Source organism: Streptomyces sp. NPDC046712 (genome assembly GCF_040645695.1).
Classification (GTDB): Bacteria; Actinomycetota; Actinomycetes; order Streptomycetales; family Streptomycetaceae; genus Streptomyces.
This window is the reverse complement of record NZ_JBEYYW010000023.1, coordinates 26,301-45,858: the sequence shown is the minus strand read 5'-3', so window position 1 is coordinate 45,858 and position 19,558 is coordinate 26,301. Positions and strand designations below refer to the sequence as shown.

Sequence of the window (19,558 nt, the reverse complement as noted above, 5' to 3'; positions counted from 1 at the left end):
TGGACCGTCCCACCGACAACGCCGACCGCGACCCGGGCATGGCCCCCCGCGGGCCCGTCGTCAGCCGTGGCTGACGCCGGTGGGACACGGAAGAGGGACGGCGCGAACCAGCGGGAACTTCGCCAGGTGTCAGTGCGCTTGCATAGGGTGGCAGGACTTTTCCATATCGCGATCGAAGGGACGTACATGCCCATGGGTCACACGGCCACGGCAGAGGCCGGCTCCGGCGGCCTGACAGCGACCGAGCACCGGCTGGCCAACGGCCTGCGGGTGGTGCTCTCCGAGGACCACCTGACCCCGGTCGCCGCGGTCTGCCTCTGGTACGACGTCGGCTCGCGCCACGAGGTCGCGGGCCGTACCGGCCTCGCCCATCTCTTCGAGCACCTGATGTTCCAGGGCTCGAAGCAGGTCCACGGCAACGGTCACTTCGAGCTGGTGCAGGGCGCGGGTGGCTCGCTCAACGGCACGACGAGCTTCGAGCGCACCAACTACTTCGAGACCATGCCCACCCACCAGCTGGAGCTGGCGCTCTGGCTGGAGGCGGACCGCATGGGCTCGCTGCTTTCCGCTCTGGACGACGAGTCCATGGAGAACCAGCGGGACGTCGTCAAGAACGAGCGCCGCCAGCGGTACGACAACGTGCCCTACGGCACGGCCTTCGAGAAGCTCACCGCCCTCGCCTACCCCGAGGGCCACCCGTACCACCACACGCCGATCGGCTCCATGGCGGACCTGGACGCGGCGACGCTCGAGGACGCGCGGGCTTTCTTCCGCACGTACTACGCGCCGAACAACGCGGTGCTCTCGGTCGTCGGCGACATCGACCCCGCGCAGACCCTGGCCTGGATCGAGAAGTACTTCGGCTCCATCCCGTCCCACGACGGCAAGCTGCCGCCGCGCGACGGCACGCTGCCGGAGACCATCGGGGAGCAGCTGCGCGAGGTCGTCGAGGAGGAGGTCCCGGCCCGCGCGCTGATGGCCGCCTACCGGCTCCCGCACGACGGCACGCGCGAGTGCGACGCCGCCGACCTGGCCCTGACCGTCCTCGGCGGTGGCGAGTCCTCGCGGCTCCACAACCGCCTGGTCCGCCGCGACCGCACGGCGGTGGCCGCCGGCTTCGGCCTGCTGCGACTGGCCGGCGCGCCCTCGCTGGGCTGGCTGGACGTCAAGACGTCCGGCGGGGTCGAGGTGCCCGAGATCGAGGCCGCCGTCGACGAGGAGCTGGCCCGGTTCGCCGCCGAGGGCCCGACGCCCGAGGAGATGGAGCGCGCCCAGGCCCAGTTGGAGCGCGAGTGGCTGGACCGGCTGGGTACGGTCGCGGGCCGCGCCGACGAACTGTGCCGCTTCGCGGTCCTGTTCGGCGACCCGCAGCTCGCCCTCACCGCCGTGCACCGGGTCCTGGACGTCACCGCGGCGGAGGTGCAGGCGGTCGCCAAGGCCCGACTGCGCCCGGACAACCGCGCGGTGCTCGTCTACGAGCCGATCGGCACCGAACAGAGCGACAGCGACGAGGAAGAGGGAGCGGACCAGTGACCGACGCTGCCGCGTCTTTGACGAGCATGGACTTCCACCCGCAGCCGAAGCCCGGCACAGCACGCCCCTGGGCCTTCCCGGCCCCGGACCGCGGAGCGCTGGACAACGGCCTGACCGTGCTGCGCTGCCACCGCCCCGGCCAGCAGGTGATCGCCGTCGAGATCATCCTCGACGCGCCGCTGGACGCCGAGCCCGAGGGCCTGGACGGCGTCGCCACGATCATGGCCCGCGCCCTCTCCGAGGGCACGGACAAGCACTCCGCCGAGGAGTTCGCGGCCGAGCTGGAGCGCTGCGGCGCCACGCTCGACGCGCACGCCGACCATCCGGGCGTACGGGTCTCCCTGGAGGTCCCCGCCTCCCGGCTGCCCAAGGCGCTCGGTCTGCTCTCCGAGGCGCTGATCGCGCCGGCCTTCCTCGACACCGAGGTCGAGCGGCTGGTGCGCAACCGGCTCGACGAGATCCCGCACGAGACGGCCAACCCGGCCCGCCGGGCCGCCAAGCAGCTCTCCAAGGAGCTGTTCCCGGCCACCTCCCGCATGTCGCGGCCGCGCCAGGGCACCGAGGAGACGGTGGAGGCGATCGACGCCGCGGCCGTCCGCGCCTTCTACGAGGGGTACGTCCGGCCCTCCACGGCCACCGCCGTGGTCGTCGGCGACCTGACCGACGTGAATCTGGACAAGATTCTCGCCGAGACGCTGGGCGAGTGGACGGGGAACACCGCGGAGCCGCGCCCCGTCCCGCCGATCACGGCCGACGACACCGGCCGGGTCGTCATCGTGGACCGGCCGGGCGCTGTGCAGACCCAGCTGCTCATCGGGCGCGTCGGCGCCGACCGGCACGACCGCGTCTGGCCGGCCCAGGTCCTCGGCACGTACTGCCTCGGCGGCACCCTCACCTCCCGCCTGGACCGCGTCCTGCGCGAGGAGAAGGGCTACACGTACGGCGTGCGGGCCTTCGGTCAGGTGCTGCGCTCCGACGGCCAGGGCCACGGCGCCTCGATGCTCGCCATCAGCGGCTCCGTCGACACCCCCAACACCGGCCCGGCACTTGACGACCTGTGGAAGGTGCTGCGCACCCTCGCCGCGGAGGGTCTGACGGACGCCGAGCGCGATGTGGCCGTGCAGAACCTGGTGGGCGTGGCCCCGCTGAAGTACGAGACGGCCGCCTCCGTCGCCGCGACGCTCGCCGACCAGGTCGAGCAGCATCTTCCGGACGACTTCCAGGCGCAGTTGTACGCGCGTCTGGCCGAGACCGGGACGGTGGAGGCGACGGCGGCCGTCGTCAACGCCTTCCCGGTGGACCGTCTGGTCACCGTGCTCGTCGGTGACGCGGCACAGATCGAGGAGCCGGTGCGCGCCCTCGGCATCGGCGAAGTGACCGTTGTCACGGGCTGATTGAGGCAACCGAGCGCCACTTCGAGGACCCCGACGTCAGGTTACGTCGGGGTCCTCCCCTTTGTCCGTATTACTGGAGAGGGTGGGCGTATGCCCTGTGGCATGTCTTACAAACAGGCGTGTCTGTTTGGTGATTGAAAGACGGTCCGCTTAGCGTCGGTCCGGCTGTTCGCCAGTTGCACCCGCCGCACCCGCGGCATCGGACAGTCATCGCCGAGTCCCCGTCAGGCGCGAGCCTGGGGAGCCGGGGACCCACACGAAGTCCCTGGGGTGAATCGGACGCCTTCGCATCCGTGCGGAGGGGTCCGTAGGAGACCTTCCTGCTCCGAACCCGTCAGCTAACCCGGTAGGCGAGAAGGAAGGAAAGGATCAGCCACTACATGGCGTTCACCCGTGCCACCGGGAAGCATCGTGGTCCGAGCCGTCTGGCGCGCCGCAGCGCGGGCATCGCCGGCGTCGCGACGCTCGCCACCACCGGCGTCATCGGAACCCTCGCCTCCCCGGCGCTCGCCGCCGACGCGGACTCCCCCTCCCTCGAGGACACCGGCCTGACCCAGGTCGTCGCCGCCGACTCCCTCGCGGACACGATCGACGCCCAGGCCGCCGCCCAGGAGCGCGAGGCCGCCGAGGCCCTGGAGCGGGCCAAGGCCGAGGCCCGTGCGAAGGCCGAGGCGAAGCGCAAGGCCGAGGCCCGCGCCAAGGAGATCCGCGAGGCCAAGGAGCGCGCCGCCCGCGAGGCCGAGCGCAAGCGCCTGAACTCCTTCCAGCTCCCCGTGGCCGGCTCGTACGTGACCACCAGCTACAAGGCCGGCGGCGCGCTCTGGTCCTCCGGCAGCCACTCCGGCGTCGACTTCCGCGCCGCCTCCGGCAGCCGGGTCGTCTCCGTCGGCTCCGGCACCGTCGTCGAGGCCGGCTGGGGCGGCGCGTACGGCAACAACATCGTCATCCGGATGAACGACGGCACGTACACCCAGTACGGTCACCTGTCGGCCATCAGTGTCTCGGTCGGCCAGTCCGTCACCCCGGGCCAGCAGATAGGCCTCTCCGGCTCGACCGGCAACTCGACCGGCCCGCACCTCCACTTCGAGGCGCGCACCACCGCCGAGTACGGCTCCGACATCAACCCGGTCGCGTACCTGCGCGCCCGCGGCGTGAACGTCTGAGACGCGTCCGAGGCGTGAGGGCCTGACAAGGCCCGCTCCGCAGCACGTCAGAAAAGCCCCGGCTCGTACAGAGCCGGGGCTTTTCGTTGGCCAAAAGATATCCATGTTCCCGGAGACCCATCCGAAATACCGCCCTGCTGCAATAGAGTCGCCGACGAACCGGTTTCGCGCGGATTAAGGCGGAGGTCGAACATGCGCATTCCCGCGCACTCGGTATGCACGGCGATTCGGGACGACATCGTCTCCGGGGTCTTCGCATGCGGCAGCCGGCTGACCGAGGAGCAGCTGGCCCGCCGCTACGGAGTCTCCCGCGTCCCGGTCCGCGAGGCCCTGCGCACCCTGGAGTCCGAGGGCTTCGTGATCACCCGCCGCCACGCGGGCGCCCATGTCGCCGAGCCCACCGAGCAGGAGGCGGCGGACCTGCTCGACGTACGGGCCCTGCTCGAGCCGCTCGGCGCCGCCCGCGCCGCCCAGCGCCGCACCGAGGCCCACCTCAAGGTGCTGCGCGGCCTGGTCAGGCTGGGGCAGGAACGGGCCAGGCGCGGCCAGGGCGAGGATCTGCGCTCGCTCGGCGGCTGGTTCCACGAGACGCTTGCGCAGGCCTCCGGCAGCCCGGCACTCACGGCGCTGCTCACCCAGCTGCGGCACAAGATCGCCTGGATGTACGCGGTCGAGCCAGCCGCCCAGCCCGTCGAGGCATGGGCCGAGCACGGGGCGATCGTGGACGCGGTGGCGCGCGGCGACGCCGAACGGGCCCGAGCCCTGACCGCGCTGCACGCGGAGCGCTCCCTGGCGCAGCACCGGCTGAAGCGGTCGGAGCGCGGACGTGTGAGGGCTTCGCAACACGTCGTAAACACCGCGAGCGTCCGCAATTAACATGCGGGCCGTATACAAAGAATGAGAATTCGGCGGGCCTCTTTTGCGCTGCCTGAATTCCCGAGAAATCGGCGGAGCGGTCCGCGAGGTAAAACAATGGAGCCGCACCCGCCGTCATTTCGGCGTGTGCGGCTCCCTCGGAAGTCCTGTCGGAATTCGGTCAGACGGTCTCGGGAAGCTCCTCGAGCCCCTCGGCAACCAGCTTCGCCAGACGGTCCAGAGCGGCCTCGGCGCCGTCGGCGTCCGAAGCGAGCACGATCTCCTCGCCGCCCTGCGCGCCCAGGCCGAGCACCGCGAGCATCGACGCGGCGTTCACCGGGTTGCCATCGGCCTTGGCGATCGTCACGGGGACGCCGGAGGCCGTGGCGGCACGGACGAAGATGGAGGCGGGGCGGGCGTGCAGGCCCTCGGCCCAGCCGACGTTGACGCGGCGCTCAGCCATGGTGTTGCCCTTCAAGTCTCAAGCGGGTTGTCTAGACCAGTCTCTCACGGGTGGCGGGGTGCTCGTAGCCGACCTCCGGCCCTGCGGCGGGGGCCGATCGGTGCTCCCTACCTTGCATGGCGCACAAGCGCCGCGCGACCGGTGCCACTGTCGTATCCCGGCCGTACGCTTGCCCCATGCAGAGCGCGTCGGAACAGCCGGAACACCCGGAACACGCCTACCCCGACCACTGGGAAGCGGATGTGGTCCTCCGTGACGGCGGTACCGCGCGCATCAGGCCCATCACCGTCGACGACGCCGACCGGCTCGTCAGCTTCTACGAGCAGGTCTCGGACGAGTCGAAGTACTACCGCTTCTTCGCGCCCTACCCGCGGCTCTCCGCCAAGGACGTGCACCGCTTCACCCACCACGACTTCGTGGACAGGGTGGGACTCGCGGCGACCGTCGGCGGGGAGTTCATCGCCACCGTGCGGTACGACCGGATCAACGACCAGGGGCTGCCCGCGTCGGCGCCCGCCGACGAGGCCGAGGTCGCCTTCCTGGTCCAGGACGCGCACCAGGGAAGGGGCGTGGCCTCCGCGCTGCTCGAGCACATCGCGGCGGTGGCGCGGGAGCGGGACATCAGACGGTTCGCGGCGGAGGTGCTGCCGGCCAACACTAAGATGATCAAGGTCTTCACGGACGCGGGGTACACCCAGAAGCGCAGCTTCGAGGACGGCTCCGTGCGGCTGCACCTCGACCTGGAGCCCACCGACCGCTCGCTCGCCGTGCAGCGCGCCCGTGAGCAGCGGGCCGAGGCGCGCTCGGTGCAGCGCCTCCTCGCGCCAGGCGCGGTCGCCGTCATCGGGGCCGGACGTGCGCCGGGCGGGGTCGGCCGGACGGTCCTGCGTAACCTGCTGGGCTCCGGGTTCACCGGTCGTACGTACGCCGTGAACCGCGCGCTGGGGGAGGAAGCCGTCACGCTCGACGGGGTGGCAGCCTTCCGCTCCGTCGGGGACATCGGCGAACCGGTCGACCTGGCGATCGTGGCGGTGCCCGCCGAGCGGGTGCCGGAGGCGGTCGCCGACTGCGGCGAGCACGGGGTGCAGGGTCTCGTCGTGCTCTCGGCGGGGTACGCGGAGAGCGGCCCGGAAGGGCGGGAGCGGCAGCGCGAACTGGTGCGGCAGGCCCGCTCGTACGGGATGCGGATCATCGGCCCCAACGCCTTCGGGATCATCAACACCTCGGCCGACGTCCGGCTGAACGCCTCGCTCGCGCCGCAGATGCCGGCCGACGGGCGGATCGGACTCTTCACCCAGTCGGGCGCGATCGGCATCGCGCTGCTCGCCGGACTGCACCGCCGGGGCGCCGGCCTCTCCTCCTTCATCTCCGCGGGCAACCGGGCGGACGTCTCGGGAAACGATTTCCTTCAGCACTGGTACGACGACCCCGCGACCGACGTCGTCCTGCTGTACCTGGAGTCGATCGGGAACCCCCGGAAGTTCACCCGGCTGGCCCGGCGGACGGCGGCGGTCAAGCCGGTGGTGGTGGTCAAGGGCGCCCGGCACAGCGGGAGCGCGCCGCCGGGACACCGGGTACCGGTCACGCGGATTCCGCACGCCACCGTCTCCGCGCTGCTCCGGCAGGCCGGGGTCATCCGCGTCGACACGGTCACCGAACTCGTCGACGCGGGCCTGCTCCTCGCGGGCCAGCCGCTGCCGGCCGGGCCGCGGGTGGCGATCCTCGGCAACTCCGAGTCGCTCGGGCTGCTGACGTACGACGCCTGTCTGACGGAAGGGCTGCGTCCGCTGCGCCCGATCGACCTGACGACGGGGGCGAGCCCGGCGGACTTCCGCGCCGCGCTGGCGGCCGCGCTGGTGGACGACGCCTGTGACGCGGTCGTGGTGACGGCGATCCCGTGGGTCGGCGAGAACGGCGCCGTCGAGTCCGGCGACGGCGAGGTCCTCGCGGCCTCCCTCCGCGACGCGGTCGCCTCGGCCCCGGCCCCTGCGAAGCCGGTGGTCGTCGTCCACGTGGAGATGGGCGGCCTGGCGGAAGCCCTCTCGGCGGCGACGAGTACGAGACCCACTGCGCGGGGCGCGGGCGCGGGTGCCGCCGACGCGGGGACGTCGACCCGTCAGGGGGCCACCGCTCCGGCCTCGCCGGGAACGGACGCCACGGCCGCCGGCGCGGAAGCTGCCCGCGCGACGGGTGGCGGGTCGCCTGCCGGCCCCGGCCGGCCGTCGGCTGACCCGTCCACCCCCTCCGACGGCTGGGTGCCGGGGCGCGGCCCGGGGGCCACCACCCCTGCGGCAGGCGGCTCACGGCTGCCCGACAGTTCCGCGCCCGTGCCGTCGGCCGCCACCCCTGCCGCCCCCGGGGACACTTCTGGCGTCGACACACCCGGCGCATCCGACACACCCGGCAGTGTGGTCGGCGACGGCGCCGCTCCCGGTGGCGGGAGTGCGCCGGCCCTCGGAGCCATCCCCGCCTATCCAGCCGCCGAGCGGGCCGTGCGGGCGCTGGCCGAGGCCGTGCGGTACGGGGAGTGGCGGCGGCAGGCCGCCGAGCCGGGGCGCGTGCCGGAATACGAGGACATCGACGAGGGCGGGGCCGCCGCGCTGATCGAGCGGGTGCTCGGGGAGGACGCGGACGACCGGGGCGTGACCCTCGACATCGACGCGGCGAGCGAGTTGCTCGGGCGGTACGGGATCGCCGTGCTGCCCACCCTCCCCGCGCCCACCCCCGACGCCGCCGTCCTGGCCGCCGCACGCCTCGGCTACCCCGTCGCCCTGAAGACGACCGCCCCCCACCTGCGCCACCGCCCCGACCTCGGAGGCGTACGGCTCGATCTGGCCACCGAGGAGCAACTCCGGACCGCGTACGCCGAATTGACCGAGACCCTCGGCAAGCCCGCCGAGCTCCAGCCCGTCGTCCAGGCCATGGTGCCGCGCGGCGTGGACACCGTCGTGCGGTCCGCCATCGACCCGGCCGTCGGCGCCGTGCTCTCCTTCGGGCTCGCCGGGGCCCCCTCCGAGCTGCTCGGCGACATGTCCCACCGGCTCGTCCCGGCCACCGACCGGGACGCCGCCGAACTCGTACGGTCGATCCGCACCGCCCCGCTCCTCTTCGGCTGGCGCGGCTCCGCCCCCGTCGACACCCCGGCCCTGGAGGAACTGCTGCTGCGTGTCTCCCGGCTCGTCGACGACCACCCCGAGGTCGTCGCCATCGCCCTGGAGCCCGTCGTCGTCGCCCCGTACGGCCTCTCCGTGCTGGGCGCCACCGTCCGTCTCGCCCCGCCCCCGCCCCGCACGGACCTCGGCCCGCGCCGCCTTCCCAGCTACTGAGCGCCCGCCACGGAGCGTCCCGAAGCGCCCCTTCCGACGGATTAGGATGGAGTCCATGGCGAAGACCGGTACGACGACCCAGGGGCTGCGCGCGGCGATCGAGCGCAGCGGCTACTACCCGGCCCTCGTGGCCGAGGCGGTGGAGGCCGCCGTCGGTGGCGAGGCGATCGCGTCGTACCTGGTGCACCAGGAGACCACCTTCGACTCCAACGAGGTGCGCCGCCATGTCACGGTCCTCGTCCTGACGGCCAACCGTTTCATCGTCAGCCACACCGACGAGCAGAACGCCGACACCAGCTCGCCGACGCCGTACGCCACCACCTCCACCGAGTCGGTCAAGCTCGACCGGATCTCCTCCGTGGTCGTCAGCCGCGTCGTCGCCAATCCGGAGTCGTACACGCCCGGCACCCTGCCCCGTGAGGTCGTCCTCACCATCGGCTGGGGCGCCGTCTCCCGGATCGACCTGGAGCCCGCCGCCTGCGGCGACCCCAACTGCGACGCCGACCACGGCTACACCGGCAACGCCACCGCCGACGACCTCAGCCTCCGCGTCAGCGACGCCGGCGACGGCCCGGACACCGTCCGCCAGACCCTCGCCTTCGCCCAGTCGCTCTCCGAAGCCACCGCGGCGACGCGCTGATGGCCCAGCCCACCGCCGTGACTTCCGGCTGGCCCGACGACCCCGTGCCGCTCGCCCTCGACACCGCGCCCGTGCCCGAGTACCGCTCCGGCTCGCTGGCCGATCTCCTCCCCACGCTCGTCGCCGGACTGGGCACGCCCGGTTTCGACGCCCGGATCGCCGAACTCACCCCGGCCGACCGGAACTGCGTCTTTCTGATCGACGGGCTCGGCTGGGAGCAGATCAAGAGCCACCCGGACGAGGCCCCGTACCTGACCTCCCTCCTCGCCTCCTCGCGCGGCGGCACGGGACGCCCGATCACCGCCGGTTTTCCCGCCACCACGGCGACCTCGCTCGCCTCGGTCGGCACGGGACGGTTCCCCGGCACGCACGGACTGCCCGGCTACACCGTCCGCAACCCCGAGACCGGCGAGCTCATGAACCAGCTCCGCTGGAAGCCGTGGACCTCGCCGCACGTCTGGCAGCCGTACCCCACCGTCTTCCAGCTCGCCCACGAGGCCGGGATCCACACCGCCCAGGTCTCCTCGCCGATCTTCCAGGACACCCCGCTCACCAAGATCGCGCTGAGTGGCGGAACGTTTCACGGTCGGCTCTCCGGCGAGGAGCGCATGGACTTCGCCGCCGAGCAGCTCGCCGGCGGCGACCGCTCGCTCGTCTACACGTACTACAGCGAGCTCGACGGGGCCGGACACCGCTTCGGCATCGACTCCGACGCCTGGCGCGGCCAGCTGATGTTCGTCGACCGGCTCGTCCAGCGCCTCGCCGAGCAGCTGCCGCCCCGCTCGGCCCTGTATGTCACGGCCGACCACGGCATGGTCGACATCCCCTTCGACGACCAGCACCGGATCGACTTCGACGAGGACTGGGAGCTGCGCGCCGGCGTCGCCCTCCTCGGCGGCGAGGGTCGCGCCCGCCATGTCTACGCCGTTCCGGGAGCCGAGGCCGATGTGCTGACGTGCTGGCGCGAGGTGCTCGGTGAGCAGTTCTGGGTGGCGAGCCGGGACGAGGCCATCGCGCTCGGCTGGTTCGGCGACGAGGTCGACGAGCGGGTGTACGGCCGGATCGGCGATGTCGTCGCCGCGGCCCACGACGATGTCGTCATCACCGCCTCCGTCAACGAACCCCACGAGTCGGCGATGGTCGGCGTGCACGGATCGATGACTCCCGCGGAGCAGCTGGTGCCGCTCCTCGAAGTCCGTTCCTGACCGACCTCGTCCGCCCCTTCCCTTCCACGACCTGAAAGGTCCTCGACCTGCCATGCCCGAGCTGGTGTTCTTCTCCGGAACGATGGACTGCGGAAAGAGCACCCTCGCTCTTCAGATCGAACACAACCGGTCCGCCCGCGGACTCCAGGGCATGATCTTCACGCGGGACGACCGCGCGGGGGAGGGCAAGCTCTCCTCCCGCCTCGGCCTGGTCACCGACGCGGTGGAGGCGGCGGAGGGCTTCGACTTCTACGCGTACCTCGTCGGCCATCTCTCCAAGGGCGGCCGCTGCGACTACGTCATCGCGGACGAGGCCCAGTTCCTCTCGCCGGAGCAGATCGACCAGCTCGCCCGGGTCGTGGACGACCTCGAGCTCGACGTCTTCGCCTTCGGCATCACGACGGACTTCCGCTCGAAGCTGTTCCCCGGCTCGCAGCGGCTCGTGGAACTCGCCGACCGGGTCGAGGTCCTTCAGGTCGAGGCCCTGTGCTGGTGCGGAGCGCGGGCAACGCACAACGCGCGCACCCTCGGCGGCGAGATGGTCGTCGAGGGTGCGCAGGTCGTGGTCGGTGATGTGAACGTCGACGACGAGATCGGCTACGAGGTGCTCTGCCGTCGCCACCACCGCCGCCGTATGACGGCGGCGACGGCGCGAGCCGCGGCCCTGTCTCCCGACGTCCTGCCGGTCACGCCGGCCTGACGGACGGGTTGCCGGCGGGCTCAGGGCCCGACCGGTTCCCGGCGGTTCAGGCGAGGGCCGTGACGGCCGTGGTCGCGAACGCGTGGTCCTGCTCCGGGGCGCCGCCGCCGACCCCGATGGCGCCGATGAGTCGGCCGTCGCGGTGGACCGGAAGCCCGCCGGCGATGAAGAGGAGCGGTCGGTCCAGGGCCGTGGTAAGGCTGTGGAACGGGCCGTCCGGCTTGACCAGGTCGACGAGGTCGGCGGTGGGGGCGTTCAGCTGGAGGGCGGTGTACGCCTTGCGGGTGCTGGTCTCGCCCGAGACGAGAACGGCGCGGTCGTCCCGGCGGAAGGCGAGCAGGTGGCCACCCGCGTCCAGGACGGTGACGCTGACGGTCACTCCGGCCGCCTCGGCGGCGCGGCGGGCGGCGGTGAGCAGGATCTCGGCGTCCTGGGTGGTCAGCGGGGTGACGGCGGTGGGGGTGGTGGTGCTCACGGTGCTGGTTTCCTTCGTGGGGGTGAGGAGGAGGTGGGGGTACGGGGGTCAGTGGCGGGCGGCGACGGCGGATGCCGGCGCCGGAGCGGTGCCCGTCGCCACGACCCGTGAACGGGCCTTGGTGCGCCGGTCGAGGAATGCGGCCAGGAAGGCCAGGAGCAGGGCGGTGGCGGTGAGGATCGCGCCGGCCCAGTTCGGGGCGGTGTAGCCGAGACCGGCCGCGATGACGACGCCGCCGAGCCACGAGGCGAGCGCGTTGCCGAGGTTGAAGGCGCCGATGTTGGCGGCCGAGGCCATGGTGGGGGCGGCGGAGGCCTGGTCGAGAACCCACTTCTGCAGCGGCGGCACGGTGGCGAAGCCGAGTGCGCCGATCAGGGTGAGGGTGATCGCGGCGAGCACCTTGTTGTGCGCGGTCGCCGTGAAGACCAGCAGGGCCAGGGCCAGGGCGCCCAGGCTGGTGAAGAGCAGCGGCATCAGGGCGCGGTCGGCGAACCTGCCGCCGAGGATGTTGCCGAGGAACATGCCGATGCCGAAGAGGACGAGCAGCCAGGTCACGGCGCCTTCGGTGTAGCCGGCGACCTCGGTCATCATCGGGGTGATGTACGTGATGGCCGCGAAGACGCCGCCGTAGCCGAGGACGGTCATCGCCATGGCGAGCCAGACCTGGACGTTCTTGAACGCGGCGAACTCGGCGCGGACGTGCGCGGTCTCGGGACGGCCCTGGGCGGGCACGAGCTTGGCGACGCCGAGGAGGCCGAGCACGCCGAGGGCGGCGACGGCGACGAAGGTGACCCGCCAGCCGAAGGCCTGGCCGATGGAGGTGCCGCCGGGGACGCCGACGATGTTGGCGACGGTCAGCCCCATGAACATCAGGGAGATCGCCGACGCCTTCTTCTCGGGGGCAACCAGGTCCGCGGCGACGACTGCGCCGATGCCGAAGAAGGCGCCGTGGGCGAGCGAGGCGACGACCCGGCCGATCAGCATGACACCGAAGCTGGGCGCGAAGGCGGAGAGCGCGTTGCCCACGATGAACAGGCCCATGAGGAACATGAGCATCTTCTTGCGGGACACCCGGGTGCCGAGCACGGTCAGGAGCGGGGCTCCGAAGACGACGCCGAGGGCATAGCCGGTCACCAGCCAGCCGGCGGTGGGGATCGAGACACCGAAGTCGCCGGCGACCTGGGGCAGCACACCCATGATCACGAACTCGGTCGTGCCGATCCCGAAGGCCCCGATGGCCAGGGCCAGGAGCGCGAGAGGCATGGCGAAGCACCTTCCAGAATGATTGCAGGGGGTTCTTGCGTGCTTCGACAATAATTGCAGACGCGGGATAAAGGCAAGTGGGGGATACTGGCGCACGACGGCTACCTGGGTCCGGACGGCACCTCGCGGCTTCGCGCAGCACCTTCGGGACCCGCGGAGCCCCTCGCGGCTCCGCACAGCACCTCGTGTTCACCTGCGATGCGCCCGGAGACCTTCTGCTGATCGGATTCGGGACGCCCGGCTCGGCGGTAATGGGCCCCGCGCATCCGCGCGCCGCACGACACACCCCGGAGGACCCGTGCCGCCTGCTGCCGAGACCGTGCCCGACAAGGCCGAGGGCGCGCGGACCGAGCGCGGGAGCGAGCGGCCCGGCGCGGTGGACGGCACGGAGGGCCCGGCCCGTCCGACGCGCCTGATCCCTCGGGCCCGGCGCAGCATCCGCGTACGGGCGGCCGTCGCTGCCGCCCTCCTGACCTGCCTCGTCTTCTGTCTCGGCGGGCTGCTGGCCGGCACCCATCCGTTCGGGCCCACGACCCGCAACACCGTCGACCTCGGCCAGCAGTACCTGCCGTACCACGCCTATTGGCGGAAGCTCCTGCTCGGCGAGGCGGACGGCGACCTCTTCCTCAACTGGAGCACGGGCTTCGGGTCGAACTTCCTCGGCGACTACGGCACGTATCTGAGCAGCCCCTTCGACCTGATGGTCGTGCTCTTCCCGGCCGACCGGATCGAACTCGCCCTCTACGTGATCACCGCCGCCAAGATCGCCGCCGCCGGTGGCGCGATGGCGGTGCTGCTTCTGAGGCTGCGCCGCGGCCCCTGGCCGGTGGCCGCCGTCCTGGGAGCGGCGTACGCGCTGTGCGGCTGGACCCTGAACTACGCGGCCACCGTCCCGATGTGGCTCGACGGACTGCTGGCCTTCCCGCTCCTGTGTCTGGTGGGGGAGTGGGCCAGGGCCGGGCGCCGCCCGGTCCTCGGTCCGCTGATCGTGGCCCTGGCCTGGTTCGCCAACTTCTACACCGCGTACATGGCGACCGTCGGCGCGGCCCTCGTGCTGGCCGTCCGGCTGCTCACGGCCGACGACACCGGCCGTCGACGCCTGGCCGGGCTGGTGCGCGCGGCCCGGGCCGTCCTCGTCGGCGTCGCCCTCGCGGCACCGCTCGTCCTGGTGATCTTCCTGGCCACCCGGGTCGCGGACCCGACCCCCGAGGTGACCTTCACCGCCGTCGCCTGGACGGAGGTGTTCGCCCGGGTGCTGCCCGCCACGGCGAGCGTCGCCAGCCCCGCCCTCTTCATCGGCACGCCGGCGCTCGCGCTGGCGCTGACCCTGCCGTTCAACCGCACCGTGGCCCCCCGGGTACGTATCGCCTGGACGGCCGCGATCTGCCTGGTGGCGCTCTCCATGCAGTGGGGGCCCACCCATCTGCTCTGGCACGCGGGCGCCTCGCCCAACGGCATCCCGTACCGTCAGACCTTCGTGCTCTGCGGGCTGTTGCTGATCGCCGCCTGGATCTCCACCGCTCGCGGGCTGCCCGGGCCGGCCGCGCTCCTCGGCGCCGTGGCGCTCCTCGCCGCGATGGCCTTCGCGGCCCGGGGGAGCGCCGTCGTCGACCGCTGGACCTACCCCGCCTTCGCCGCCGCCCTGATCCTCGCCGCGCTCGCCGCCGCGGCCGTTCTGATCGCCCGGCGGTATGCCGTCGGTGCCCGGGTCCTGCCCGCCTTGGCCGTCGTGCTCCTCGTCCTGGCCCAAGCGGGCGAGACCGCGATCACGGGCGGCAGGATCGAGGAGAAACAGCTGAGCCAGGTCTCCTGGGCTCCGCGGGTCGGCCCCTGGCAGGACGACATGTCCCGGGCCACCGCTCGCGCGGACGCCTGGCCGCAGCACCGTACGGACCCGGGCGAGGTGCCGGGCGGCAACGACCCCCTGCTGGTCGGCGGACAGGGCGCCGACTACTACTCGAGCCTGACCTCCGAGGTCTACTCCCGCACGCTGTCCTCCCTCGGCTTCGGTTTCTACGCCAAGGGGCGCCACCCGGTCAGCCTGGACAATCCCGTGACCGACGCGATCTTCTCGATCGGCACCCGGATGCGTTCGACGCCCTCGGCGCCCGTACGCACGGACGCGCTGCCCGAGGCGGCGATCACCACCACCGACACCGCCGTGCCCCCGCTCGTCACCGTCCGCCCGGACGTCCGGCTGCCCGCCCGTGGGACCCGATTCGGCGACTCCGCCTTCGCCAACCAGGAGTTGCTGCTCGGCTCCCAGGTCTACGAGGTGCCGACCGCGCGCGGGGGCCCGGACGGGCCCGAACTCCGGCGTACGGACGGGCCCGAACTCCGGCGTACGGACGGGCCCGGGAACGCCACCACGCTGACGGCCTCCTGCCCCGCGAACGCCCAGGTCTGGTTCTGGGCACCCGAGTACCAGGGCACCGCGGCGCTCGGCGGAGGGGCTCCCGTCTCCTTCCACGGCAAACTTCCGGCCGTGCGCGGCCCCATGCAGCCGCTCGGCACCGTCCCTGCCTCCGGCTCGGTGCGGATCGATCTGCGCGGCGAACGGGGAGCCCCGAAGCTGCCCCGGCAGCCCGTCGGCTGCCTCGTCCAGGAGCGACTCGACGCGGCCGTGCGGCAGTTGACGGCGAGGGGGGCCACCGCCGTGCATGTCTCCGGCCACACCCTCACCGCCGAACTCCCGGCGGGCAGCACCGGAACCGCCGTCATCGCCGCGCCACGGATCTCCGGCTGGAGCTGCGCGGCGGGCGATGCGTCCCCGGCCCACGCCCAGCGGTATCTGGGCCTCCTGGCCGTCTCGCTCGACGGCAAGGCGACCTCGGTCAGTTGCTCGTACCGGCCCCCGGGCCTGCGACTCGGCGGTGCGATCGCCGCCGTCGCGCTCCTCGCCCTGCTCGCCATCGGATACCGGAACCGGTTTCTCCGTAGGACGGCAAGAGTTCATCTGGAGTGCACATCGGGCTCGTCCGACGGGAAATGACGACGGATACGCTGCCCGCCTGGCCGGCGTTTGTCCGCGCGAACGTCATGAGCGCGATCGCCCGCGTGATCGACTGATTGTCTGTCTGTTTGAGTGTTGGGATTCCGTGTGCCGAAACTGTCCGTCATCGTGCCGTTCCACAATGTCGGGATCTATGCCCCCGACACCATGCGCAGCCTTGCGAACAACGCGGACCCGGACTTCGAGTTCCTGCTGATCGACGACTGCTCCACGGACGAGACGCCGTACGTGCTGGACCGTTGGAAGAGCCGCGTTCCGAACGCCACCGTGATCCGCCACGAGACGAACCTGGGCGTGGCGCAGGCCCGCAACACCGGCCTGGACGCGGCGACCGGGGACTATGTCACCTTCCTCGACGGCGACGACTGGTACGCCCCCGGCCATCTGAGCGCCATGGTCCGCGGTATCGAGACGCTGGGCTGCGACTTCGCCCGCACCGACCACGTGCAGTCGACCGGCCACTCCCGCAGCATCCGCTACGCCCCCGCCAAACAGCGCGACACCGTGATGAATCCGCGCGACGGAATCGCACCGGCCAGCATGGTGACGATGGTGGACTATCCCTTCGTCCCCTTCGGCATCTACAGCGCACGTCTCTTCGAGGACGGCGCCTCGCGATTCGAGACGAAATTGCGCACCGCCGAGGACCGGCTCTGGATCTGGCGTCTCCATCTGAAAGCCGCGACCTATGCGGCTCTCAGCCTGCACGGAGTGTTCTACCGACGCGGTGTCACGACGTCCCTCACGCAGATCACCGACAATCGCCAATTGGACTTCATTCCCTCGTACGACCTCCTTCTCGAAGAGGTGTCGAAAGACCCCGAGGCCGATCGCTTTCTGCCGAAGGCGGTGCGCACCTACTGCGCCATGATCGCCTTCCACATGGGCAAGGCCGACCAGTACGAACCGGCCGTGACCAAGCGGCTGAAGCAGAACGTGACCGACGCCCTGCGCCGCATGCCGCAGCAGGTGCTCGACGAGACCCTGGCGACGATGGACAGCGCCCGCAGCACGCTGCTCCGGAGCCTGCGCGCCACCGGAAGGACCGCCTGACCCATGAACGCGCAACCGCGTACCCAGATCTTCCAGGTGTCGACGCTGTACGGCGCGGCCACGCTGGCGGCGGCGCTCGACTCCGGCCGGTTCGGTGCCCGCGAGGACGCCCGGCGGATCCTGCTCGTGTCCAACAACGCCGAGATCCCGGAGACGGCGCTCAGGCTCGACGCGATGACCGGCTACGACCGGATCGCCGCCCGGTTCGACGAGACGATCGACTGGAACGAGGCCATCCACCCGCACCACCCCAGCTCCTGGGCCCCCCGCCCCGAGGAGGCGCCGCTCTGGCAGCGGGTGTTCCGCACGGCGTGGGGCCTCGGTGACGCCCCGGTCGAGCTGATCGTCGAGTCCATCCAGGTCAATCCCGCCAAGGCCCTCGCCGCCCTCTTCGCCGAGAGCTCCGTGCAGCTGTACGCCGACGGACTCATGAGCTACGGCCCGACGCGCGACGAGCTGCCGCAGTCGATCGCCTGCCGCATCCGACGGCTGCTCCACCTCGACCTGGTGCCGGGGCTGCGACCGCTGCTGCTCGCCGAGTACGGCGTCGAGCCCGAGCTCGTGCCCGACGCCGCGTTCCGCGCGGTGCTGGCGGAGATCGCCGAGGCGGCCGAAGGCGACCGGCAGGTGACGGAAGCGGTCGCGGCCGAGCCCACCGCGCTGCTCCTCGGCCAGTACCTCGCCGCCCTCGGCATCCTCAGCGCAGACGAGGAGGAGGAGCTGCACATCCGGATGCTCCGCGGCGCCGCCGCGGCCGGACACACGTCGGTGATCTTCAAGCCGCACCCGACCGCACCCGCCCGCTACTCGACGGCCCTGCACGACGCGGCCGAGGAGTCCGGCGTACGCCTCACCGTCCTGGACGGTCCGCTGCTCGCCGAGACCTTCTACGAGCGCTGCCGCCCGCGGCTCGTCGTCGGCTGCTTCTCGACCGCGATGCTCACCGCCTCCGTCTACTACGACGTCCCCATCGCCCGGGTGGGCACCGACACGGTCCTGGAGCGGCTCAAGCCGTACGAGAACAGCAACCGTGTGCCGCTGACCGTCGTGGACCACGTCGTGCCGGACCTGGAGTCGGGCGAGGGTCCCGCCGTGCCCGGCGCGGCACCCGAGACCCTGCTGCCGCTCGTGCGCGCCGTGGGCTACTGCATGCAGCCGACGCTCCACCCCCTGATGCGCGAGGAGACGGCCCGGTTCCTCACGGCGCACCAGAGCGACGGCGGCACGGCGCGGTACTTCGACCGGGAGCGGCTCACCGAGCTCGGACTCCCCGGCGGCGACCGGCGGGGGGCCGCCTCCCGGCTCCGCCGCAGCCTGGCCCGCAGCGGCCGGAGCTGACCCCGGGGGCCGGGGGCGCGAACGTCCCCGGCCCGAACACCCACGGCCCGAACACCACCAGCCTCAACGCCCCCGGGCCGCTCAGGTGCCCGCCGAGCGGACGATGGTGAAGACCGCGCCCTCGGGGTCCGCGACCAGGGCGAGCCGGCCCTCGGTGCCGTCCCAGGGCGGCCGCACGACCAGGCCGCCCAGCTCGGTGACCAGGCGGGCGGCCGCGTCCGTGTCGGCGACCTCGAAGTACGTCATCCAGTGCGCGCCCCGGTCACGCGGCAGCGCCGTACCGACACCGTGCAGGGACGCCACCGGGCGGCCCTCCAGGTGGAGGGTCACATCGTCGAAGTCGGCCGAGACGCCCGGCTCGACCTCGTACCCGAACACCGTCCGGTAGAACTTGGCGACCGCCGATGTCTCGTACGTCAGGAGCTCGTTCCAGACCGGCGTCCCGGGCGGTCCCGCAGCCGCGATGCCGTGGTGCGCCTCGGCCTGCCAGACACCGAACACGGCGCCCGTCGGGTCCGAGCAGATCGCCATCCGTCCGGCCTCGCCGGCGTCGATCGGGCCGACGGCGACCGTTCCGCCGCAGCAGCGGATGGTCTCCGCCGTCTCGTCGGCGTCGTCCGTGGCCAGGTACGTCGTCCAGGCGACCGGCAGATGCCGGTCGGGCGGCAGCTGGCCGATCCCCGCCACTTCCTTGCCGTCGAGCAGCGCGCGGACGTACGGGCCGAGCTGCTGCGGCCCGGGAACGAACTCCCAGCCGAAGAGCGCGCCGTAGAACTCCTGTGTCGCGTCAAGCCCGTGCACCATCAAGCTCACCCAACAGGGTGTACCGGGTGTGCGCCGACTCGCCTCGGTCATCGTCACTCTCTCCTCGGACCATCGTCGTGGCCGTACGGGGGGACAAGCCGTGCGCACGTGCGCGTACGGGCGGTGGAGCCGGGCCCCGGGGTCCGCAGCGGATTACTGCCCGCCGTTCCCCTGTCGTACGCGCGCCTGGGGCGCGCGCCCCCGTGCAGATGCTTGCACCACGGGGCGCGCCGCGCGTCGGGCCGCGCCGTTCTTTGGCGCGATACCGCGCGAGGATGCCTGGATCGCCGGTCCGGTTTCCCTGCCGTCGTACGGTGCCGTCCGCTGCGCCGG

General features: G+C 72.1%; 15 protein-coding genes and 1 riboswitch. Of the genes, 11 read left to right on the top strand and 4 right to left on the bottom strand.

Features of this window, described 5'->3' with window-relative positions; genetic code table 11:
- Positions 1–186: 186 nt before the first annotated feature.
- From ABZ939_RS26640 to ABZ939_RS26625, 4 genes are all read left to right on the top strand, one after another.
- On the top strand, positions 187–1,533 hold the full coding sequence (locus ABZ939_RS26640; protein ID WP_361860085.1) for a pitrilysin family protein: 1,347 nt from the start codon (positions 187–189) through the stop codon (positions 1,531–1,533).
- 26 nt (positions 1,534–1,559) lie between these two features.
- The gene (locus tag ABZ939_RS26635) at positions 1,560–2,927 is read left to right on the top strand and encodes a pitrilysin family protein (protein WP_361860301.1); all 1,368 of its coding nucleotides are present in this window, start codon (positions 1,560–1,562) and stop codon (positions 2,925–2,927) included.
- A gap of 201 nt (positions 2,928–3,128) precedes the next feature.
- Positions 3,129–3,295: riboswitch (cyclic di-AMP (ydaO/yuaA leader) on the top strand.
- Positions 3,296–3,307: 12 nt separating this feature from the next.
- Positions 3,308–4,090, top strand: a complete 783-nt coding sequence (locus ABZ939_RS26630; RefSeq protein ID WP_361860083.1) for a M23 family metallopeptidase — start codon at positions 3,308–3,310, stop codon at positions 4,088–4,090.
- A gap of 192 nt (positions 4,091–4,282) precedes the next feature.
- Positions 4,283–4,966: a GntR family transcriptional regulator gene (locus ABZ939_RS26625; RefSeq protein ID WP_361860080.1), complete on the top strand. Its 684-nt coding sequence runs from the start codon at positions 4,283–4,285 to the stop codon at positions 4,964–4,966.
- 160 nt (positions 4,967–5,126) lie between these two features.
- Here ABZ939_RS26625 and ABZ939_RS26620 read toward each other — a convergent pair whose 3' ends face one another.
- Entirely contained in the window at positions 5,127–5,408 is a 282-nt protein-coding gene (locus tag ABZ939_RS26620; RefSeq protein WP_030118648.1) for an HPr family phosphocarrier protein, read from the bottom strand.
- Positions 5,409–5,584: 176 nt separating this feature from the next.
- On the opposite strand from ABZ939_RS26620, the gene ABZ939_RS26615 reads away from it, so the two are divergent.
- The 4 genes from ABZ939_RS26615 to ABZ939_RS26600 are packed head-to-tail and all read left to right on the top strand — an operon-like array spanning position 5,585 to position 11,279.
- Positions 5,585–8,734 (top strand): GNAT family N-acetyltransferase, encoded by a 3,150-nt coding sequence (locus ABZ939_RS26615; protein WP_361860077.1) that lies wholly within the window; start codon positions 5,585–5,587, stop codon positions 8,732–8,734.
- A gap of 55 nt (positions 8,735–8,789) precedes the next feature.
- Positions 8,790–9,374 carry a DUF5998 family protein gene (locus tag ABZ939_RS26610; RefSeq protein WP_329115009.1) on the top strand — a complete coding sequence of 195 codons (585 nt, stop codon included), beginning with the start codon at positions 8,790–8,792 and terminating at the stop codon, positions 9,372–9,374.
- A complete protein-coding gene (locus ABZ939_RS26605; RefSeq protein WP_361860074.1) occupies positions 9,374–10,579 on the top strand; it encodes a nucleotide pyrophosphatase/phosphodiesterase family protein in 1,206 nt (401 codons plus the stop codon). The genes ABZ939_RS26610 and ABZ939_RS26605 overlap by 1 nt, the downstream gene beginning before the upstream one ends.
- A 52-nt stretch (positions 10,580–10,631) precedes the next feature.
- Entirely contained in the window at positions 10,632–11,279 is a 648-nt protein-coding gene (locus ABZ939_RS26600) for a thymidine kinase (protein WP_361860071.1), read from the top strand.
- Between the two features lie 46 nt (positions 11,280–11,325).
- Here ABZ939_RS26600 and ABZ939_RS26595 read toward each other — a convergent pair whose 3' ends face one another.
- Positions 11,326–11,754, bottom strand: a complete 429-nt coding sequence (locus tag ABZ939_RS26595) for a heme-binding protein (protein WP_361860068.1) — start codon at positions 11,752–11,754, stop codon at positions 11,326–11,328.
- Positions 11,755–11,802: 48 nt separating this feature from the next.
- A complete protein-coding gene (locus tag ABZ939_RS26590) occupies positions 11,803–13,017 on the bottom strand; it encodes an MFS transporter (RefSeq protein ID WP_361860065.1) in 1,215 nt (404 codons plus the stop codon).
- Between the two features lie 298 nt (positions 13,018–13,315).
- Between ABZ939_RS26590 and ABZ939_RS26585 the strand changes: the two genes are divergently transcribed.
- The 3 genes from ABZ939_RS26585 to ABZ939_RS26575 all read left to right on the top strand — a co-directional run bounded on the left by ABZ939_RS26585 (position 13,316) and on the right by ABZ939_RS26575 (position 18,421).
- Positions 13,316–16,009, top strand: a complete 2,694-nt coding sequence (locus ABZ939_RS26585) for a YfhO family protein (protein ID WP_361860062.1) — start codon at positions 13,316–13,318, stop codon at positions 16,007–16,009.
- Positions 16,010–16,117: 108 nt separating this feature from the next.
- Positions 16,118–17,083: a glycosyltransferase family 2 protein gene (locus tag ABZ939_RS26580; protein WP_361860059.1), complete on the top strand. Its 966-nt coding sequence runs from the start codon at positions 16,118–16,120 to the stop codon at positions 17,081–17,083.
- A gap of 3 nt (positions 17,084–17,086) precedes the next feature.
- Positions 17,087–18,421, top strand: coding sequence for a polysialyltransferase family glycosyltransferase (locus tag ABZ939_RS26575; RefSeq protein ID WP_361860056.1), 1,335 nt, complete (start codon positions 17,087–17,089; stop codon positions 18,419–18,421).
- 81 nt (positions 18,422–18,502) lie between these two features.
- Here the strand turns inward: ABZ939_RS26575 and ABZ939_RS26570 are convergent, their stop codons facing one another.
- Positions 18,503–19,276, bottom strand: a complete 774-nt coding sequence (locus ABZ939_RS26570; protein WP_361860053.1) for a VOC family protein — start codon at positions 19,274–19,276, stop codon at positions 18,503–18,505.
- Positions 19,277–19,558: the final 282 nt, after the last annotated feature.